This window comes from Plantactinospora sp. BC1 (assembly GCF_003030345.1).
In the GTDB taxonomy this organism is placed as follows: Bacteria; Actinomycetota; Actinomycetes; order Mycobacteriales; family Micromonosporaceae; genus Plantactinospora.
In genome coordinates this window covers 4,453,431-4,469,577 of sequence record NZ_CP028158.1, presented here as the reverse complement: position 1 = coordinate 4,469,577, position 16,147 = coordinate 4,453,431, and the positions used below count along the sequence as shown (strand labels likewise).

At 67.2% G+C, this 16,147-nt stretch carries 14 protein-coding genes and 1 pseudogene; 9 read left to right on the top strand and 6 right to left on the bottom strand.

Going from position 1 to position 16,147, the window contains the following annotated elements; genetic code table 11:
* Window positions 1-109 precede the first annotated feature (109 nt).
* Window positions 110-742, top strand: a pseudogene (locus C6361_RS19475) (alpha/beta fold hydrolase); the annotation flags it as partial.
* 324 nt (window positions 743-1,066) lie between these two features.
* Here the strand turns inward: C6361_RS19475 and C6361_RS19470 are convergent.
* The gene (locus tag C6361_RS19470; protein ID WP_107268590.1) at window positions 1,067-1,786 is read right to left on the bottom strand and encodes an SDR family oxidoreductase; all 720 of its coding nucleotides are present in this window, start codon (window positions 1,784-1,786) and stop codon (window positions 1,067-1,069) included.
* Window positions 1,787-2,270: 484 nt separating this feature from the next.
* Between C6361_RS19470 and C6361_RS19465 the strand changes: the two genes are divergently transcribed.
* The 7 genes from C6361_RS19465 (at window position 2,271) to C6361_RS19435 (ending at window position 10,987) form a co-directional block, all read left to right on the top strand.
* Window positions 2,271-3,440: an epoxide hydrolase family protein gene (locus C6361_RS19465; protein WP_107268589.1), complete on the top strand. Its 1,170-nt coding sequence runs from the start codon at window positions 2,271-2,273 to the stop codon at window positions 3,438-3,440.
* A 417-nt stretch (window positions 3,441-3,857) separates the two neighbouring features.
* Window positions 3,858-4,244: a hypothetical protein gene (locus tag C6361_RS19460; RefSeq protein WP_159079388.1), complete on the top strand. Its 387-nt coding sequence runs from the start codon at window positions 3,858-3,860 to the stop codon at window positions 4,242-4,244.
* A 188-nt stretch (window positions 4,245-4,432) separates the two neighbouring features.
* Window positions 4,433-6,112, top strand: coding sequence for an IS21 family transposase (gene istA, locus C6361_RS19455; protein WP_107268587.1), 1,680 nt, complete (start codon window positions 4,433-4,435; stop codon window positions 6,110-6,112).
* Window positions 6,109-6,918, top strand: a complete 810-nt coding sequence (istB, locus tag C6361_RS19450; protein WP_107268586.1) for an IS21-like element helper ATPase IstB — start codon at window positions 6,109-6,111, stop codon at window positions 6,916-6,918. Before istA ends, istB begins: the two co-directional genes overlap by 4 nt.
* 477 nt (window positions 6,919-7,395) lie before the next feature.
* Entirely contained in the window at window positions 7,396-7,761 is a 366-nt protein-coding gene (locus C6361_RS19445; protein WP_107268585.1) for a peptidase inhibitor family I36 protein, read from the top strand.
* A complete protein-coding gene (locus tag C6361_RS19440; protein ID WP_234358894.1) occupies window positions 7,755-8,477 on the top strand; it encodes an ABC transporter ATP-binding protein in 723 nt (240 codons plus the stop codon). The genes C6361_RS19445 and C6361_RS19440 overlap by 7 nt, the downstream gene beginning before the upstream one ends.
* A 23-nt stretch (window positions 8,478-8,500) precedes the next feature.
* Window positions 8,501-10,987, top strand: coding sequence for a hypothetical protein (locus C6361_RS19435; RefSeq protein ID WP_107268584.1), 2,487 nt, complete (start codon window positions 8,501-8,503; stop codon window positions 10,985-10,987).
* Between the two features lie 997 nt (window positions 10,988-11,984).
* Here C6361_RS19435 and C6361_RS19425 read toward each other — a convergent pair.
* Window positions 11,985-12,755, bottom strand: coding sequence for an SDR family NAD(P)-dependent oxidoreductase (locus tag C6361_RS19425; protein ID WP_234358893.1), 771 nt, complete (start codon window positions 12,753-12,755; stop codon window positions 11,985-11,987).
* A 66-nt stretch (window positions 12,756-12,821) separates the two neighbouring features.
* Between C6361_RS19425 and C6361_RS19420 the strand changes: the two genes are divergently transcribed.
* Entirely contained in the window at window positions 12,822-13,271 is a 450-nt protein-coding gene (locus tag C6361_RS19420) for a MarR family winged helix-turn-helix transcriptional regulator (RefSeq protein ID WP_107268582.1), read from the top strand.
* 367 nt (window positions 13,272-13,638) lie between these two features.
* Here the strand turns inward: C6361_RS19420 and C6361_RS37085 are convergent, their stop codons facing one another.
* The 4 genes from C6361_RS37085 to C6361_RS19405 all read right to left on the bottom strand — a co-directional run bounded on the left by C6361_RS37085 (window position 13,639) and on the right by C6361_RS19405 (window position 15,785).
* Window positions 13,639-14,028: a hypothetical protein gene (locus C6361_RS37085; RefSeq protein ID WP_159079387.1), complete on the bottom strand. Its 390-nt coding sequence runs from the start codon at window positions 14,026-14,028 to the stop codon at window positions 13,639-13,641.
* Window positions 14,029-14,273: 245 nt separating this feature from the next.
* The gene (locus C6361_RS37080) at window positions 14,274-14,426 is read right to left on the bottom strand and encodes a hypothetical protein (RefSeq protein WP_159079386.1); all 153 of its coding nucleotides are present in this window, start codon (window positions 14,424-14,426) and stop codon (window positions 14,274-14,276) included.
* Between the two features lie 391 nt (window positions 14,427-14,817).
* Window positions 14,818-15,003 (bottom strand): DUF397 domain-containing protein, encoded by a 186-nt coding sequence (locus C6361_RS19410; protein WP_107268580.1) that lies wholly within the window; start codon window positions 15,001-15,003, stop codon window positions 14,818-14,820.
* Window positions 15,000-15,785, bottom strand: coding sequence for a helix-turn-helix transcriptional regulator (locus C6361_RS19405; RefSeq protein ID WP_159079385.1), 786 nt, complete (start codon window positions 15,783-15,785; stop codon window positions 15,000-15,002). The genes C6361_RS19410 and C6361_RS19405 overlap by 4 nt, the downstream gene beginning before the upstream one ends.
* Window positions 15,786-16,147: the final 362 nt, after the last annotated feature.

The window sequence follows — 16,147 nt, the reverse complement described above, 5'->3', positions numbered from 1 at the left end:
GCCGGCGGTCGTTCTCGTCGGTGGCGGTCTCGACGACAGCTCGGAGAACGCGGCGATCGCCGCGGAGCTGGCACGACACTTCACCGTGTAAAACTACGCACGCCGAGGTCGCGGCGGCAGCGGCGATACCGCTCCCTACGCCGTGGCGCGCGAGATCGATGACATCCAGGCGCTGATCGGCGCCGCCGGCGGTTCGGCCCACGTGTTCGGCGCCTCCTCTGGTGGCGCACTCGCGCTGGAAGCCGCAGCCGCCGGCCCGGCGATCAACAGGATCGCGGTGTACGAGGTGCCGTACATGAGCGACGCGTCGATGGCCAGGCGCTGGTCGACCTACGTTGACCAGTTGACGGTCGCACTAGCCGAGGGTCGGCATTGGGACGCGGTCGCGCTGTTTATGCGGCTGGCGGGCTCGTCCGACGAGGATGTGGCCGCCGCGCGTGACTCGCCATTCGGGCCTGGTCTGAGAGTCCTGGCGCCCACCCTCGCTTACGACGCGGCCTGCCTCGGTGACGGACTCCCGCCGATCACCCGGCCGGCTCGTGTCCCGCAACCCGTCCTTGTGGCGACGGGGGGCGTCGCTGACCAGCACATGGAGGGTCTGCAACCCGGTTTCTTCGCCGCCGCGGCGGATGCCGTCACTGCGGCTCTGCCCAACGCCGAGCGTCGAATCATCGAGGGACAGTCGCACGTCGCCGATCCGGCGGTGCTCGCGGCTGTCCTGGCGGAGTTCATCACCCCATGACCGATCCGCAAATCCCGCGACCGGTCGAGGTCAACGGGCGCACCCTGCTGGTCGTTGATCTGCCGTAGCAGCCTTCGATCCCAACGTACGCGCTTCGATCCCAACATACGCGCCGACCAAGATCGGATACACACAATCTGGCAGATACAGGCGTCGACCGGTACCGGAGGCTGGTCACGGAGCGTGGCGGCGTCTGCCGAGGGCAGCGCGCACGGTCGGCGGCAGATCCGCGCATCTGCCCTTGGTACAGAAGGTGACAGTCTCAAGGGCGGGTTTCTGCCGAGGGCCCACGACCGGGCTCGGGCTGCTTCGCGCAGTGAGTGGTCAGGGTGTGGACGCCCGCCGAACCTGCTCGAAGTGGAACTCGCGAATGAAACAGTCTCGTGGTTGGCCGACCGCGAAAAGCACGCAGTCGATGACCGATCGCGCGGTTAGGTCGCTGTTTACCTGTCGGGGCCCGTCCTGAACGAAGTCCGGCGGAAACAGTGAGATTACCCGGATCCCTTCTGGCCGGAGCCGGTGCGACAGGATCTCAGCGAGTCCGGCGTGGGCATGCTTAGCGGCGTAGAACGCGGGATGTGCACCCGAGCGGCGGTGCCCCACCTCGCCGCATGCGGAAATCATGTTGACGATGTCGGGCCGCGACGATGCCCGTAGCAGCGGCAGTAGATTTTTGGTCAACAACATGGTGCCGGTCCCGCCCGCAGCCATCACTCTTTCGATCTTGTCGTCGGAGACAGCTCCCAGGTCGTCACCTTCGATGTATGGGGCACCATTGTTGATCAACACATCGAGGTGCTTCGTCCGTTCGGCCGCGGCAGCGGCGAACGCGCGCACCGACTCCGGTACGGCGAGGTCGCAGTGAAATGCATCAGCCCGACCTGGCCCCCGCTGGCTGATCGCATCAGCAACATGCTCGGCCGCAGCCAGGTCGCGGGCCGAGAGGAAGATCTGCGCACCGCGCTCGGCGAAGGCTTCGGCCAGTAGTCGCCCGGTGTCACGTGCTGCACCGGTGATGGCGACGCGCAGGCCGTCAAGATTCATGGCCCAAGTGAAGCATCTGAACTCTGGTTGAGGTCAACAGGAACTTCCGAGATCGGGACATCCGCTCTTCGGCAGATAGGGGCGTCGACCGGTACCGGAGGCTGATCACGGAGCGTGGCGGCGTCTGCCGAGGGCAGCGCGCACGGTCGGCGGCAGATCCGTGCACATGCTGGTCTTCGATTCGAGGTCCGCACGAGGGCAGAATGTGCGCGTGTCCTTGAAAATCCGCAAGGCTGGTCGGACCACCATCTCCGTCGGCCAGCGGACTTGGCCAGCGACCTACCGCTTCGCCGGCGCGGAGTACGTGACTGATGGCCTAGCCACGTGGTGGTCGCCCGGAGCTTGGGAACCACTGCCGTGCTCGTGGCTGACGGCGCAGATGCGGTCGTCGGTACCGGGAACATCGACCTACGCCTCGAGTGGCCTCTGGGCGGCTACGGCCGGTCCGGGCATGCTTCCGGGCGGCGGGGGGTAGGACTCGATCATGCTTGAGTCGTTCCGGGTGCACGCCAGCGGGGCCGATCTGGCCGACCTGCGGGCCCGTCTGCGCGCGACCCGCTGGTCGGACGCACCTGAGGCCGCCGGCTGGTCATTGGGAGTCGATCTCAGCTACCTGCGGGATCTCGTCGGATACTGGGCCGAGGAGTTCGACTGGCCGGCCCAGGAGGAGGCGCTGGCCCGGTTGCCGCGCTTCCGGTCCACCGTCCACGGGCTGGGCATAGCGTTCTTGCACGCCCGGGCCGTCGCGCCGGGTGGGCCCGCGTTGCCGCTGATCCTCTGCCACGGCTGGCCGGACTCTTCCTGGCGCTACGAGAAGGTGCTGCCGCTGCTGACCGATCCCGGGGCGCACGGTGGTGACCCGGCCGATGCGTTCGACGTAGTCGTGCCGGACATGCCGGGGTTCGGGCACTCGGACCGCCCGGCCGGCGCGCCGCTGGACTCTGTCGCGGTGGCCGGGCTGTTCGCCGAGCTGATGACCGTGGCCGGCTACCCGACGTTCGGGGTGGCCGGCGGCGACATCGGCAGCTCGGTCAGCCGCTACCTCGCCCTCGACCACGCCGAACGGGTGGTGGCCGTGCACCGCATGGAGGCCAGCCTCCCGGTCGACGTCGGGGCGGACTACACGCCTGAGGAACGCGCGTACCTGGACACTGCAGCCGAGTGGAAGGCCGCCGAGGGCGCGTACGCCGATCTGCACCGCACCAAACCGCAGACCGCGGCCGTCGGGCTGACCGACTCGCCGGCTGGCTTGGCCGCCTGGATCGTCGAGAAGCTGCGCTCGTGGAGCGACTGCGGCGGCGACGTCGAGCGCAGCTTCACCCGGGACGAGATCTGCGGGCTGCTCACCCGCTACTGGCTGACCGGGACCATCGGCTCGTCGATGCGCATGTACGCGGCCAACGCCGCCATCCCGATCGAGCAGCACGCGCGCCGGGTCGAGGTGCCGTCCGGTTTCGCGCTGTTCCCTGGTGACACGCTGCATCCGCCGCGCCGCTGGCTCGAACGGTTCGCGAACGTCGTGCGGGTCACCAAGATGCCCCGGGGGGGCCACTTCGCCCCGTTCGAGGAGCCCGAGCTGTACGCGCGGGAACTGCGCGACTTCTTCCGCCCCTACCGCGCCGCAGTCGGCGCAAACCAGCGGCCAGCCCGGTAGAACATGACCCGGCCGAAGTAGGGGTGGCCTCGCCCTGGTCGGTCATCCGGCGTTCACCGCGCCGCCGCAGCCTATGAACACTCGCTCATCGGCAGATACGGGCGTCGACCGGTACCGGAGGCTGGTCACGGAGCGTGGCGGCGTCTGCCGAGGGCAGCGCGCACGGTCGGCGGCAGAAGCGGATGTCCGATCAGGTATTGGTTGGTCGGGCGGGCGGGTCGCCGGTAGCGCCTTTCGGTCGTTCATCGTGCGTGCGCTCGAGGTATCTCGAAACCGGCGACGCTGCCATGCCGTCTTACCTGCATGAGGGTGCGACGGATCGGCGTGATGCTCGTAGCGGTTCTGTCAGTGGCGGGCTGTTCGAACGTCTCCGGGCGCGCTCCCTACCTCACTCAGCCGGCCATTGCCTGTCCACCGGTGGACAGGCTGGTCGGACAACGCTCCGCAGACCCGTTGCCTGCGGACTTCCGGCCGGTCGCGGCCGTCCGGTGCACTTTCCGGCTTACCGTCGCGCAGTCCGCGGATCCGCCCTCGTCGGGCCTCACCTGGGCTGCCGCACAGCGGTCCACCGGTCGGTTCGACGAGCTGGTCCGCGCGCTGCGCCTACCGCCGCCGGAAACTACCGGCGACCTGGTATGTCCGGCCGTCTTCGTGATGCCGGTGTCGCTGGCACTGACGGACGCGTCGGGCAACAGCGTCCTGCCGGCCTTGCCGGGTACCGTATGCCGCACCCCGCTTACCGAGGTGCAGTCGGCACTCGACGCACTGCCGTGGGTGGAGATCGACCGTCAGCGGTGGCTGTGACGGAGGTAGGTGGCCCCGGAGTGACGGTTGCAGCCGGCCCCAGTCGGACTCATGAGCATTGATGGGTGCGACGGTTATATCTGGCCCCACCCGATTTCAACCGGTGTGTCGTGTCAGTCATACTTGGCCCCAGCTTGATTACGTTCTAGGTTCCGGCGTGTGTGATCCGTCGTCTGGTAGGGGGCCGGGTGAGGCCGAGGCTGGAGCTGTTCGAGGCGATCCGCCGTGACGCCCGCCGGGAGGAGTTGTCGATCCGGGCGTTGGCCGAGCGGCACGGAGTGCATCGGCGGACGGTGCGCCAGGCGCTGGCGTCGGCGGTGCCGGTGCCGCGGAAGCCTCGGGTGGCACAGGCGCCGAAGCTGGATCCGGTCCGGTCGGTCATCGATCAGATGTTGGTCGCGGACCTGACGGCGCCGCGTAAGCAGCGGCATACGGCGCGGCGGATCCACGCCCGGTTGGTCGAGGAGCATGGCGCGCACGGGTTGTCGTACTCGACGGTGCGGGACTACGTGCGGCGACGTCGGCCGGAGATCGCCGCGAGCGCGGGCCGGTCGGTGCAGACCGCGTTCGTTGTGCAGTCCCACGCGCCGGGCGCGGAGGCTGAGGTCGACTTCGGTGATGTGTGGGTCGAGGTGGCCGGCGAGAAGCTGAAGTGTTTCCTGTTCGCGTTTCGGCTGTCGTACTCGGGTAAGGCGGTGCACCGGGTTTTCGCCTCGCAGGGGCAGGAGGCGTTCATTGAGGGGCACGTCCACGCGTTCACGGCGATCGGTGGTGTGCCGACGGACAAGATCCGCTATGACAACCTGCGTTCGGCGGTGTCCCGGGTGCTGTTGGGCCGGAACCGCACCGAGTCCGAGCATTGGGTGGCGTTCCGCTCGCACTACGGCTTCGACCCGTTCTACTGCATGCCAGGTATTGAGGGCGCGCACGAGAAGGGCGGGGTCGAAGGCGAGGTCGGCCGGTTCCGCCGCATGTATCTGTCCCCGATACCGGTTGTGAACAGCCTGGCCGAACTCAACGAGCGGATCGACGCCGCCGACCGGGCCGATGACGCGCGCCGGATCGCTGGCCGGGTGCGGACGGTCGGGCAGGACTTCGCCGTGGAGGCTCCGCTGTTGGCGTCGTTGCCCAGCGATGATTTCGAGCCCGGCCTGTGGCTGTATCCGAGGGTTGACCGGTTCGGCCAGGTCGCGGTGCGGTGCTGCTACTACTCGGTGCCGGCCTCGCTGATCGGGCGGCAGGTCCGGGTCTGTCTCCGCGCCTCCGAGCTGATCGTCTTCGACGGCCGCCGGGAAGTCGCCCGGCACGCCCGCTCGGTCAACAAGGGCTCCCGGACCCTGCTGCTCGATCACTACCTGGAGGTGTTCGCTCGCAAGCCCGGTGCTCTGCCGGGCGCCGTCGCGTTGGCGCAGGCCCGCAAAGCCGGGATGTTCACCACGGCGCACGATGCGTTTTGGGGCCAGGCCCGCCGGACTCTCGGGGACGCTGGCGGCACCCGAGCCCTGGTGGAGGTACTCCTGCTGCACCGCCATCTGCCCCACGCCGATGTCGTCGCCGGGATCGAGGCGGCCCTGCGCGTCGGTACCGCCACCGTCGACGTGGTCGCGGTCGAGGCCCGCAAGAGCTCCCAGGAGCGATGCGAACCGCACGACCACCTGCGGCCGGAACCGTCTGCGGCGGGTCGGGCCGCACGGGTGGTCAGCCTGACCGAACGTCGATTGGCCGACCCAGGCGCGGTGATCGGTGGCCTCCCGCGAGACCCGCGACCGCTGCCCAGCGTCGCCCACTACGACGAACTACTCAAGCTCCGCCGAACAGCGTCCCCGCCCAGCAGCGGCCCGCCCGCAGAGACCGGAAGAGTGTCATGACCAGCAGCCTCGCCAAACGCGGACGCGCCCTGACCGAACAGGCCGCCGACGCCGCAATCGACTCCGCCTGCCGCGCCCTGCGGCTACCGACCCTGCGCAGCCGGTTCGCCGACGTCGCCGACGCCGCGAAACGACAACAGCTCACCTACCGCGGCTTCCTCGCCGAACTGCTGCTCGCCGAGTGCGACGAACGCGACCGGCGCCGCTCCGAACGGCGCATCAAAGCCGCCGGCTTCCCACGAGACAAGTGGCTGCAAGACTTCGACTTCGACGCCAACCCGAACATCAACCCTGCCATGATTCACACGCTGGCCACCTGCGCCTGGGTCCGCAACGGTGAACCCCTGTGCCTCATCGGCGACTCCGGCACCGGCAAGTCCCATCTGCTCATCGGTCTCGGCGCCGCTGCCGCGATGGCCGGATACCGGGTCCGTTACGTCATGGCTGCCAAGCTGGTCAACGAACTCGTCGAAGCCGCCGACGACAAGCAGCTCACCAAGACCATCGCCCGCTACGGCCGCGTCGATCTGCTCTGCATTGACGGACTGGGCTACATGGAACTCGACCGCCGCGGCGCCGAACTGCTGTTCCAGGTCCTCACCGAAAGGGAAGAGAAGAACAGCGTCGCCATCGCCAGCAACGAAGCGTTCTCCGGCTGGACCAAGACCTTCACCGACCCACGCCTGTGCGCCGCCATCGTTGACCGCCTCACCTTCGGCGGCAACATCATCCAAACCGGCACTGACTCCTACCGACTCGCCCGCACCAAGACACAACTCGTATCGCAAGCCGCCGCGCGAGATTGATCCTCAGGCGGCGTTGCCATTGGATCAGCAGCGATCATCGGTCCTGGCCTGGACGTTGCCTCTACCCGACCGGTCATTGCCCTTGAATAGTGATGCGCTACCGACTGTGGAAGTTGCGACCTTCGGAGCAAACCTCACGTATCTGCGTTACGGGGTCGCGGCCAACTCAAGCCGGGGGCTAGCGTTCGACGCAGGTCGCCCGTATGTCTACCCGGAGAGGCGGAAAAGTCTCGGCCGTGGTGCACCCCGCATCTCGGCTGTTGTCACCGTCATTCCTCTCCGGTCCGAGGATGTGCGCGGTGAAATCCCGACGCGCGGCACGAATGAATAATAGTCATGCCAGAGGGTTCACCTTCTGCCAGGCCGGACACCCAGCCCCTCATTGACTACCCGTAATGAATACATTACGTTTCGCATATTCACATTCGCGTCCGGTGGCCAAGACACAGGACCGCCGGATATGGGGAGGGAGCGCATATGGGTGTCAAGAAACTGCTCATTATCAGTGCGGTGATCGCGGCCGGAGGGTTTGCGTTCCCGGCCGCCGCGTCGGCCGGGAACCCGGCCTTCTGCGGATCCAACCTTGTATGCATCTATGATGGCAACAGTTGGGTCGGATTCCTCGGGTCGCGTGGTCCGGGTGGAGGTATTCAGAATGTGAGTGCCTCCGCAAACGATCACATGGACTCGTGGGAGAACCGGACGAACACGAGTGCCGCCTGGTATTACGACCATGACGGCGGAGGGAACTGTAGGACTATGCCGGCGTTGACCGAGGACGACAACGTGAACGTGTTCAACAGCGACGAGCTGTCGTCGTGGCGGACTGACCGCGGGTGCTGACCTCACCGGCCAGCGCTGCTGAAGCCCTGCTCGCCGTCGAGGGTGTCAGCCGTCGTTTCGTGACCCGTTCTGAAACTGTGTGGGCCGTTCGGGATGCGGACCTGCGAGCGAGTGCGGGCGAGTTCGTCTGCGTCTTCGGCGCCAGTGGGTCCGGTAAGTCGACGCTGCTGAACCTCATCGCGGGACTGGACCAGGCGGACGCGGGCCGGATCCTCGTTGAGTCGACCGAGGTCGGTCGGCTCAACGAGGACCAGCGGGCGCGGTTGCGTCTGACGAACGTCGGGGTGATCTTCCAGGACCACAACCTGATTGAGGAGTTCACGGCCCAGGAGAACGTGGCATTGCCGTTGGAGGTCACCGGCGTGCCCTACCGACGGGCCCTGGAACTGGCCGATCAGCAACTCGCGCGGGTTGGGCTGGAGGGCCTGGGCAGCCGACTCCCGAGCCAGTTGTCTGGCGGGCAGCGGCAGCGTGTCGGGATAGCCAGGGCACTGGTCGGGGACCGACGGGTGTTGCTGGCCGACGAACCGACCGGGGCGCTGGACTCCTCCAACTCCCGCGCATTGTTCAGGTTGCTGCGGCAGCTGTGTGACCAGGGCACCCTGGCGGTGGTGTGCACGCACGACCCGATGTGCCGCGAATATGCCGACACCGTATACGAGATGGTCGACGGGAGCGTCGTCCGCCGGGAGCGGGCGGCGGAGGAAACGACCTGATGCGAGCCCGGTTAGTTGCTGTCGTGGCGCGCAGATTCGCGCGCAGCAAGTCGCTGACACGGTCGACCTTCCTCATCGCAGCGACTGCCGCGCTGCTGGTGGCGGTATTCGTCGCCCTCAACGCCTTCACGCTGTCCCCGCGTCAGGTCACGGTGCGTGACCTGGGGCGCTTCGATTCGCAGATCGACCTGAGTAACGTCACCACCCTTCGGCCCGGCGGTGCGGAGGTGGCCGACGAGGTCGCTACGGCGGCTCGGGCCGCCGGGGCAACGGACGTGGTAGTGGCACTGGCCTCGTTCGACGTTCGCCCCGACATGACCCGACCGCCGTTCACTCTTTACAGCGAGGCGCCGTGGCCGGCGGAGCCATTCCCTGACCGCTACCAGTTGCGGGAGGGACGGTGGCCGAGCCAGCCGGGCGAGGTGGTGCTGACCGACGCGTTGCGGAGCGTCCTCGGTCAGGTCGAGTCGTTTACCGTGTTCTCCGGCAACGACCGCCTGCGCGTGGTCGGCGTCGCTGAGGACCTGTTTGGGGCCACACCGCGGATCCTCGCGGCGCAAGGCACCTGGGCATCGCTGAGCGAGGCAACCGCCCGAAACTTCTCCACCGTCTTGGCAACCGCGACGCTGCTGTGGAACGGCGGCGTCCAACAGGAGGTACTCACCGCCGTCGCCGCGGTCGTCACAGGCGATGCCATCGAAGCGTCGCCGGCCGCGGTCGAGACACAACTCGCCGCTGAGGTGCGCACCCGAGCGGACGAGCTGACCACACCACGCCGGTCGTGGACCGACCGGATCCCGCTCGCCTACGACCTACCCTCGCTGGCGCTGCCGCTGCTGGCGGTACTCGCCGTGTTCGGCCTCAACGCACGCCGCTTCCGAAGAAGCCTGGCGACTCTGACGTCCATCGGGATGAGCAGAGCTACCGCCACGGCCGGCGTCGCCGCCGCGACAACGATGTGGACGCTCACCGCCACGTTCGCTGGCATCATCGCCGGCATCGGCCTCGGCGCCGCCAGCCGGCCGGTGGTGGACCGCTTCCTCGCCGGGCCGATCTCGCCCTGGCCGGGTCTGCAGGCGCCCGCCGGACGGCTGCTCGGCGTCACCTTCGCAGCGTGCGTCGTGGCGGCGCTCCTACTGCATTTGGCCCACCCTCGGCCGTCGCGAGTAGCGGCGAGCACCGACTCACCTACCGAGCCGACATCGGCAAAGAAGCAAACGCGTGTCAGCGGCGTGACCGTACGGCGGACCGCCGCCGGCATCCTGGGCGCCGCGATCGTCATCCAGATCGGCATGCTCGACACCGTCCCGAAGGCGATGGTGCTGACCGCGACCGTCGCGGCGGCGGTCCTGCTGTTCACCCCGGAAGCCGTCGGCGCGGCGATCCGCCTGCTCCCCACCAGCGATCCCCGGATCCGCCTGGGCCGCCAGCAACTGCACAACGACCGCACCCGCGCCGTCGCCGCCGTCGCAGTCCTCACGGCGACGCTCGGCGCCCCCCTGGGACTGATGACACTGCTGGCCACACTGATCACGACGGCGCAGGAAGATGTCGCACCCACCGTCGCACCGCACCAGGTGGTGCTGTCCGGACCCGGAGGGGCCATGCATCCGCCCTCTCCCGAAGTGGTCACCGCCGTATCGGCCCGACTCGCCAACGCAGCGCAGCCCGTCAGGACCGGCTACCTCACGACCGAGACGGTGCACGTCACAGTTGGGGACGCCGGTATCGGCGCGGTTCTCGTGGTCGACACCCCCGAGCAGGCAAACCGTCTCAACAACGGCGCCCTCACCGAAACGCAACTGCAGACACTGCAACGAGGTGGCCTGCTCGTGTGGAGCGACGGACCCAGCACACGGACACTGCTCAGCCACGACCGTGCCAGTGACCAAGCGGTAACCTCCAGCCCGCCCCTGCCCGCCAGCCACGCCACCTTCGAACCCGCCTGGACCGTCGGAGTCAGCGGGCTGCTGCTCACCGCGACCGCTCAACGCCTCAACCTCACCATCACCCCGGCCGCGATCGTTTTCACCGACGTCACCGACGCCCAAGCAGCCGCCGCCGAGCAGGCCGCGATCGACAACGGCCTCGACCCGCTCCAGGTCGGCATCCACCAACCGCCGGAGCCCATAACGGTTCCACCGGCCTACTACGCGGCGGTCCTCGGCCTCGCCGCCATCGTCCTAGCCACGACCATGGCCGTCGCCAGGAGCCAGGTAATCACCCTACGCAGCTACCTCGGCCGACTCATCGCCATCGGCCTGTCCCCACGATGGGCGCGACACGTCCTGCTCATCCAGAACGGCCTCGTGATCCTGACGAGCACCGCGCTGGCCACGCTCATCGCCGTGCCGCCAGTCGTCATCGCCGCAGTCAAACTCCGAGGGTTCACCCTGTCCATCCCATGGACATGGCTTATGTTGATCACCGCCGCGTTCTACCTCGCAACCCTCACCGCAACCATCGCCTCCAGCCGGCGCCTCATCAGCAAAGACCGCCTGACCGCCTAACCGAAGCCGCCGCGGTCGAGCGGGTCGGCGTCACCTGCCGCCGAGAACCGGCGCAGGCCGCTGAAGATCGTTATGCCGACACCTCTCAGGAAGTCGTCAGACGCATCCATCAACAAGCCGGGGCCAGCCACGATTGACACAGGCATCGCCCGCAGCTGATGCATGTGGGGCCAATTAGCGCTGCCACCGACCAAGCGCCTCAACCGCGGATGGGGCCCGCTTCAACCGTCGCCCTGGGGCCGAGAACGCCCGTCACAGCCACGTCAGCGGTGAGCTGGTCAGGGCCATGCCGATCGCGGCAGGACGGAGTACCCGCCTCAGGGATGAGTGGTGGTTGCCGGAGGTGCTGCCCGCCGGTTCGTCATTGCTGTGGTGTGGGTGGGCGGCTCGGCTTGGGGGAAGGCGTAGCCGGTGGAGGTGCGGTCGGGAGTCTGGTGGGGGTGGCCGTGTCCTGCGTCAGGTGCATGGCCTAAGCGTTGGTGGCTGGCGGCTCGTTGGTGATCGGGAGGTCGGTTGTCACGACGGGGTATCCGGCTGAGCCTGGTGCGGACGGTTCTGGTCTGCCTGCTGGCAGGCACGGTATGCCTGGCTGCCGTCACCTGTGTATCCAGCGCGGAGGAGAAGGTCGGTGGCTCGTACGCCGACCAGGTCGAGGTGGAAGGTTTTCGGCTGGCGGACAGGTACGTCCGGGCGGAGGATACCGCCCTTGTCTACGTTGGGCCGGGTGGTAGCGACGTCGCCGCCGCGGTGAAGGCCCCGGGTTTCGGTTTCGGCTCATCGCCGCCATCCGCCCCCAGTTAGTGCGTTGATCTGGTGTTGTGGAGATCGCCTCGGGCGTACTGGTGGAAGTGGGTTGCACGTGAGCTGGGACCGCAGGAGTTGCAGTGACGAGCATCGTCATGTCCGGACATCAACCGACACCATAGGCCGGCCACAGAACGTGACGATTCTGGCCGGTGCGAGGCGCGCGGACGGCGGCATGACAGTGCGTACTGGACTATCGGACGAGTTCGCGGCCACCCGCCAGTGACAGCGTCTGTCCATTGATGTGACCATTTGCTGCCGAGGCCAGGTAGGTGATGGCGGAGGCGACGTCCTCGGGAGTACAGATACGGCCGGTGGGGGTCTTCTCGGATTCAGCCGCGACCGCTTTGGGCCCCAGGAAGGGGGCGTTCAAAGCCTTGTCGGTGAGAGTGAAGCCCGGGCGGACGATGTTTGTCAAAATGCCATGGCGGGCTTCCCGGACGGCGAGCACGCGTGCGGCCGTTTCGAGTGCGCCCTTCGCTGTGGCGTAGGCGAGCGGCCCGGCCATGGGCTGTTCGACGATGTCGGTCGACACGGCGACGATGCGTCCCCAGCCGGCGGCGCGCATGCCCGGTAGAGCCGCATCGATCAAAGCGGCCGGACCGACGGTGTTGACGGTCAGCGACGTGGTGAGGCCGCTGATCTCGTCAGCGTCGAAGGATGGCCACTGCACCGCGTTGGCGACAAGGACCGAGACCGGTCCGAGACGTTCGGTGACCTCCTCGATGACGCCCTGCACGGTGGCCAGGTCGCTGTGGTCCAGGTGGACGGCGCGGGCGCGGCCGCCTTCTCGTGTTATGGCATCGACGATGTTCATGACGCCGTCTTGGTCGGTGCGCCATGACAACGCAACAGAGGCACCCTCGGCGGCCAGATGCAGGGCCGTGGCTTTGCCGATGGCGCCGGAGGCGCCGGTGACTAGAGCCACCTTGTCGGACAGACCGGTCTCCATCACCATCTCCATAGTCGGCTATAGGTTAGCCGACTATGCACTGGGCGGTGGTGGGTCGTCAACCCGTACACTGCCGGGGTGGAACTGGCGGATGTCCTGGCTGCCAACAAAGCCCTGGTCAAGGTGGCCAAGCTGTACCGGAGTGCGCAGGCGGACGTGCTGAGCAGGCTCGCCTTGCATCCCGGGCAGGACGTCCTGCTGTGGATACTCGGCCAGGAACTCGAAGGCGTGACCGTCTCGGAGATCGCCGCTCGACTAGGCGTGGAACAGCCTACGGTGACGCGCAGCCTCAGCCGCCTCGAGCAGGGCGGCTGGTTCGTCAGGCAGCCCGTGCCGCGCGATCGACGTGCCACCCGTATTCAGTTGACCGACAAGGGCCGAGCCGCCATCCCGGAAATCGAGGCAGCCTGGCGCACTCTCGCCGAGACCGCAACTGCCGGAATGACAGAATCCCAACGAGCCATCCTGGTTGAACTGCTGGAGAAAGTACGCGGAAACCTCCTCACCCTTACCGCTGAAACTGAATGAAAAAGACCGGCAGGCCGTCGCCTACCAGGTTCGAACAACGCACTGTCATCGGCATGTGAGTGTGGTGTGGGCGACGGTCGTACATGCGACTGGCCGGCCACGACGGGGTGGCCGCGACCGCAGAATCGGCCGTGTCGGCGACGTGGTCGCCGACCGGCAAACATACTTCCCGGCACATCGAGCCACCCGGCGATCCGCGATCAAGCTTTGAGACATAGGCTGGCGTCCAGCTGAGACGACCTTGGTCGCAATGTTCCGGCAGCGGAGCCCAGCACGCCCGCAACAGCGCCGATATGGGGTGGTGGGCGGAGTGGACAGCCAGTGACGGAACTCCGCGCCACCACCAACTGTGGGTGTTACGGCTACATCAGCTTGCGGGACGGATCTCGAGGCGAGTGCAGGTCCTGTTCAACAGCGCATCGGTCGCTGGGCCGAACGGCAGGGTTAGGCCAACGCAGTAAATGGTGCCGTGGTAGTCCCCTGACGAGAGCCATTGGACGGGAGTCGCGGGATTGTTGCCCAGGTTGAAGCTACCGACGGTGCCGCCAAAGCACCGTGTCGGACGTGATGTGTAGGTCAGCCAGATTTGGCGCGGCAACTGATTGGCATTACACGTCCGCTCATCGATGAACGGTTCGACGGTCTGGGCAGAGGCGACCGTCGCAGGGGCAGGAGAAGCCTGCGCAGGGGGACTGAATGCGATTGCGGCAACGAGCGCCGCCACCATGGCCAGTGTGACCGTTACCCGTTTCGACATTTTGTTACTCCCTAGTTGGGGATCACGACACGTGACGACCGCCGCCAAGCATCGGCCCTCGTCAGTGCCTTTCGATTGCGTCTATTGAAGCAGTCAGAAGCTTCAAAGAAGCTTCAGATCAGCTTCACGCAGAGATCAGGGATCAGGGCTGAGGCCCAGTTCTGCCAGGCCACCACGGCCGGGTTCCAGGTGCTTGGTCACACTCACAGCCGTCGAGGCAGCCGGCATCGGGACGCCGAGTGAGGCTACTCCTGCCGGCCGTCGCGCTCGATCATCTGGTTGAGCAGTCCCACGATCTCCGTCAGGCTCGCGCCGTGCTGGTCGCGGAGGTGGCCGACCGTACCGGTCAGCTGATCGACCTTTCTCGCCGAGCCCGGCGATCGCCTGCTCCTGCTCAAGCCGCGTCTCCCGCAACGCATTGAGCGTGCGAGTGTGCCCCCGCAACTCGGCCCGGTAGTCGGCGACATCGCGGCCGGCGCCGGCCGCCAGCGGACGGGCCGCAGCCGTCTCCTGGCGAAGGACGCCCACCTCCTCCTCGCTCATCGGCGTGCGGCCGGAGAGGAACTGGCTGATTCTCGGTTGGCGCACGCCGCTGATCCCGCATCACCTCGCGCAGGATCTCGCTACGGCCGGACATAATGCGATATAGCAGTAACTGCTATATCGCCGGAAAACCCTCTGGGGGCAGCCATCGGCGGTAGAGGGCAAGGCTGGGACAGTTCCAGAACTGAGAGGCACAGCGCCCGGCGTCGACGGCCAACATCAATAGCGCCAGAAGTGAGCGGTTTTTCAGGCGGTCTCGCGGGCCAGTTGGACGAAGGCGCGCCAGGCGACCGGGCCGAAGGTGAGCGCCGGTCCCTGCCGATCCTTGCTGTCCCGAACCAGCACCCGACCGGGAAGGTTGTCGGCCACTTCCACGCAATTGCCGGTGCCGTTGCTGCGCGTCGAGGTCCGCCAGCGTGGCTGAGTGTTCATTTCGCATCCTCTAGCATTCGCAAGATCAGGTCTCGGGTCTGGAGCACGGGAAGTGCCAGCGCGTCGATCTCTTCCCATGCTAGGTCCAGGTGCCCCAGGTCGCCATGGTTGGTCACGGGATGCCCGATCAACTGGTCGTCCAGGTGGCCGAACCGGCGCCCGTCCGGCATGGCCGCGATGCTGAACGGTCCGGACAGCCCGACGTGGATCCCCTCCGCCTCGGCAGGGACGACCCGGATCTTGACATGCGGCCGGTGTCCCGCGTCGACCAGGTAGCCCCACTGCTCTTTCAGGACGTCAGCCGGCCCACGGCGCAACGCGATCTCACCGATGATGACGGACAGCGCGACAGGGTTGTCCCGGAGGATCGTGTTCGCCTGGCGCTCGCGCCTGGTGGCGATCAGTTCGTCGATCCGGCCGGCATTGCGGGGCACCGCCGAGAAGATCTCGCGCATGTACGCCTCGCATTGCAGCAGCCCCGGTATCACCAGCGGCTCCCAGGTGCGGAGCAGCAGGGCGCGACGCTCCTGCTCGACCAACGATCGCAGCCAGGGTTGCCGATCTTCGCGCTCGATCTTGGCGAGTTTGCGGATCTCGTCGCCCGTACCGAAGAACTCGTCCAGGCGCTCCGCCGTGTCGTCCTGCGGGGTCAGCTTTCCGCTCTCGAACTGCTGGATCAGCGACTTCGACACGTTGAGCACCGCCGCGAGTTTCTCCTGTGACAGCTTCCGGCCGGTGCGCAGTTGTCGGAGCCGGGATCGTAAATCCTGATGGTCACTCACGATTATCGTCACCTGCCGTCCGCGCGTGTAATCACGCTGACCCATCCATGAACGTCTTCCATCTTCCGGCCCTTCGGTTGCGCGGTCCAGCATTGATGTCAAGCACGGCGATTCGGGCGCGTTCGGCAGAAGGACAGCACCCGACTCGGCACGGCGGGTTGCACCGCGCACCGGTCGTCGTGCGGCGTATGGCCCCGCCCGGTCGGCCTCACCAGGCAGAGGGTGAGGCGGGGACGGGATCGGGCGGGGCCTCCGACGGTCCCGGGAGGGCTGAGCCCGGTCCGGCTCGCTGCCATGTCGCGCGGGCCGGGGTGGAGGTGAACCGGCCCCCCGGGTACCGAGGAAACAGGGAAGGCGGACAG

What these genes read in the sequence shown, in the direction of transcription:
- C6361_RS19470 (WP_107268590.1), bottom strand. Translation starts at nt 1,786, where the DNA reads ATGAATCTTGACGGCCTGCGCGTCGCCATCACCGGTGCAGCACGTGAC.
- C6361_RS19465 (WP_107268589.1), top strand. Translation starts at nt 2,271, where the DNA reads ATGCTTGAGTCGTTCCGGGTGCACGCCAGCGGGGCCGATCTGGCCGAC.
- istB (WP_107268586.1), top strand. Translation starts at nt 6,109, where the DNA reads ATGACCAGCAGCCTCGCCAAACGCGGACGCGCCCTGACCGAACAGGCC.
- C6361_RS19445 (WP_107268585.1), top strand. Translation starts at nt 7,396, where the DNA reads ATGGGTGTCAAGAAACTGCTCATTATCAGTGCGGTGATCGCGGCCGGA.
- C6361_RS19425 (WP_234358893.1), bottom strand. Translation starts at nt 12,755, where the DNA reads ATGGAGATGGTGATGGAGACCGGTCTGTCCGACAAGGTGGCTCTAGTC.
- C6361_RS37085 (WP_159079387.1), bottom strand. Translation starts at nt 14,028, where the DNA reads ATGTCGAAACGGGTAACGGTCACACTGGCCATGGTGGCGGCGCTCGTT.
- C6361_RS19410 (WP_107268580.1), bottom strand. Translation starts at nt 15,003, where the DNA reads ATGAACACTCAGCCACGCTGGCGGACCTCGACGCGCAGCAACGGCACC.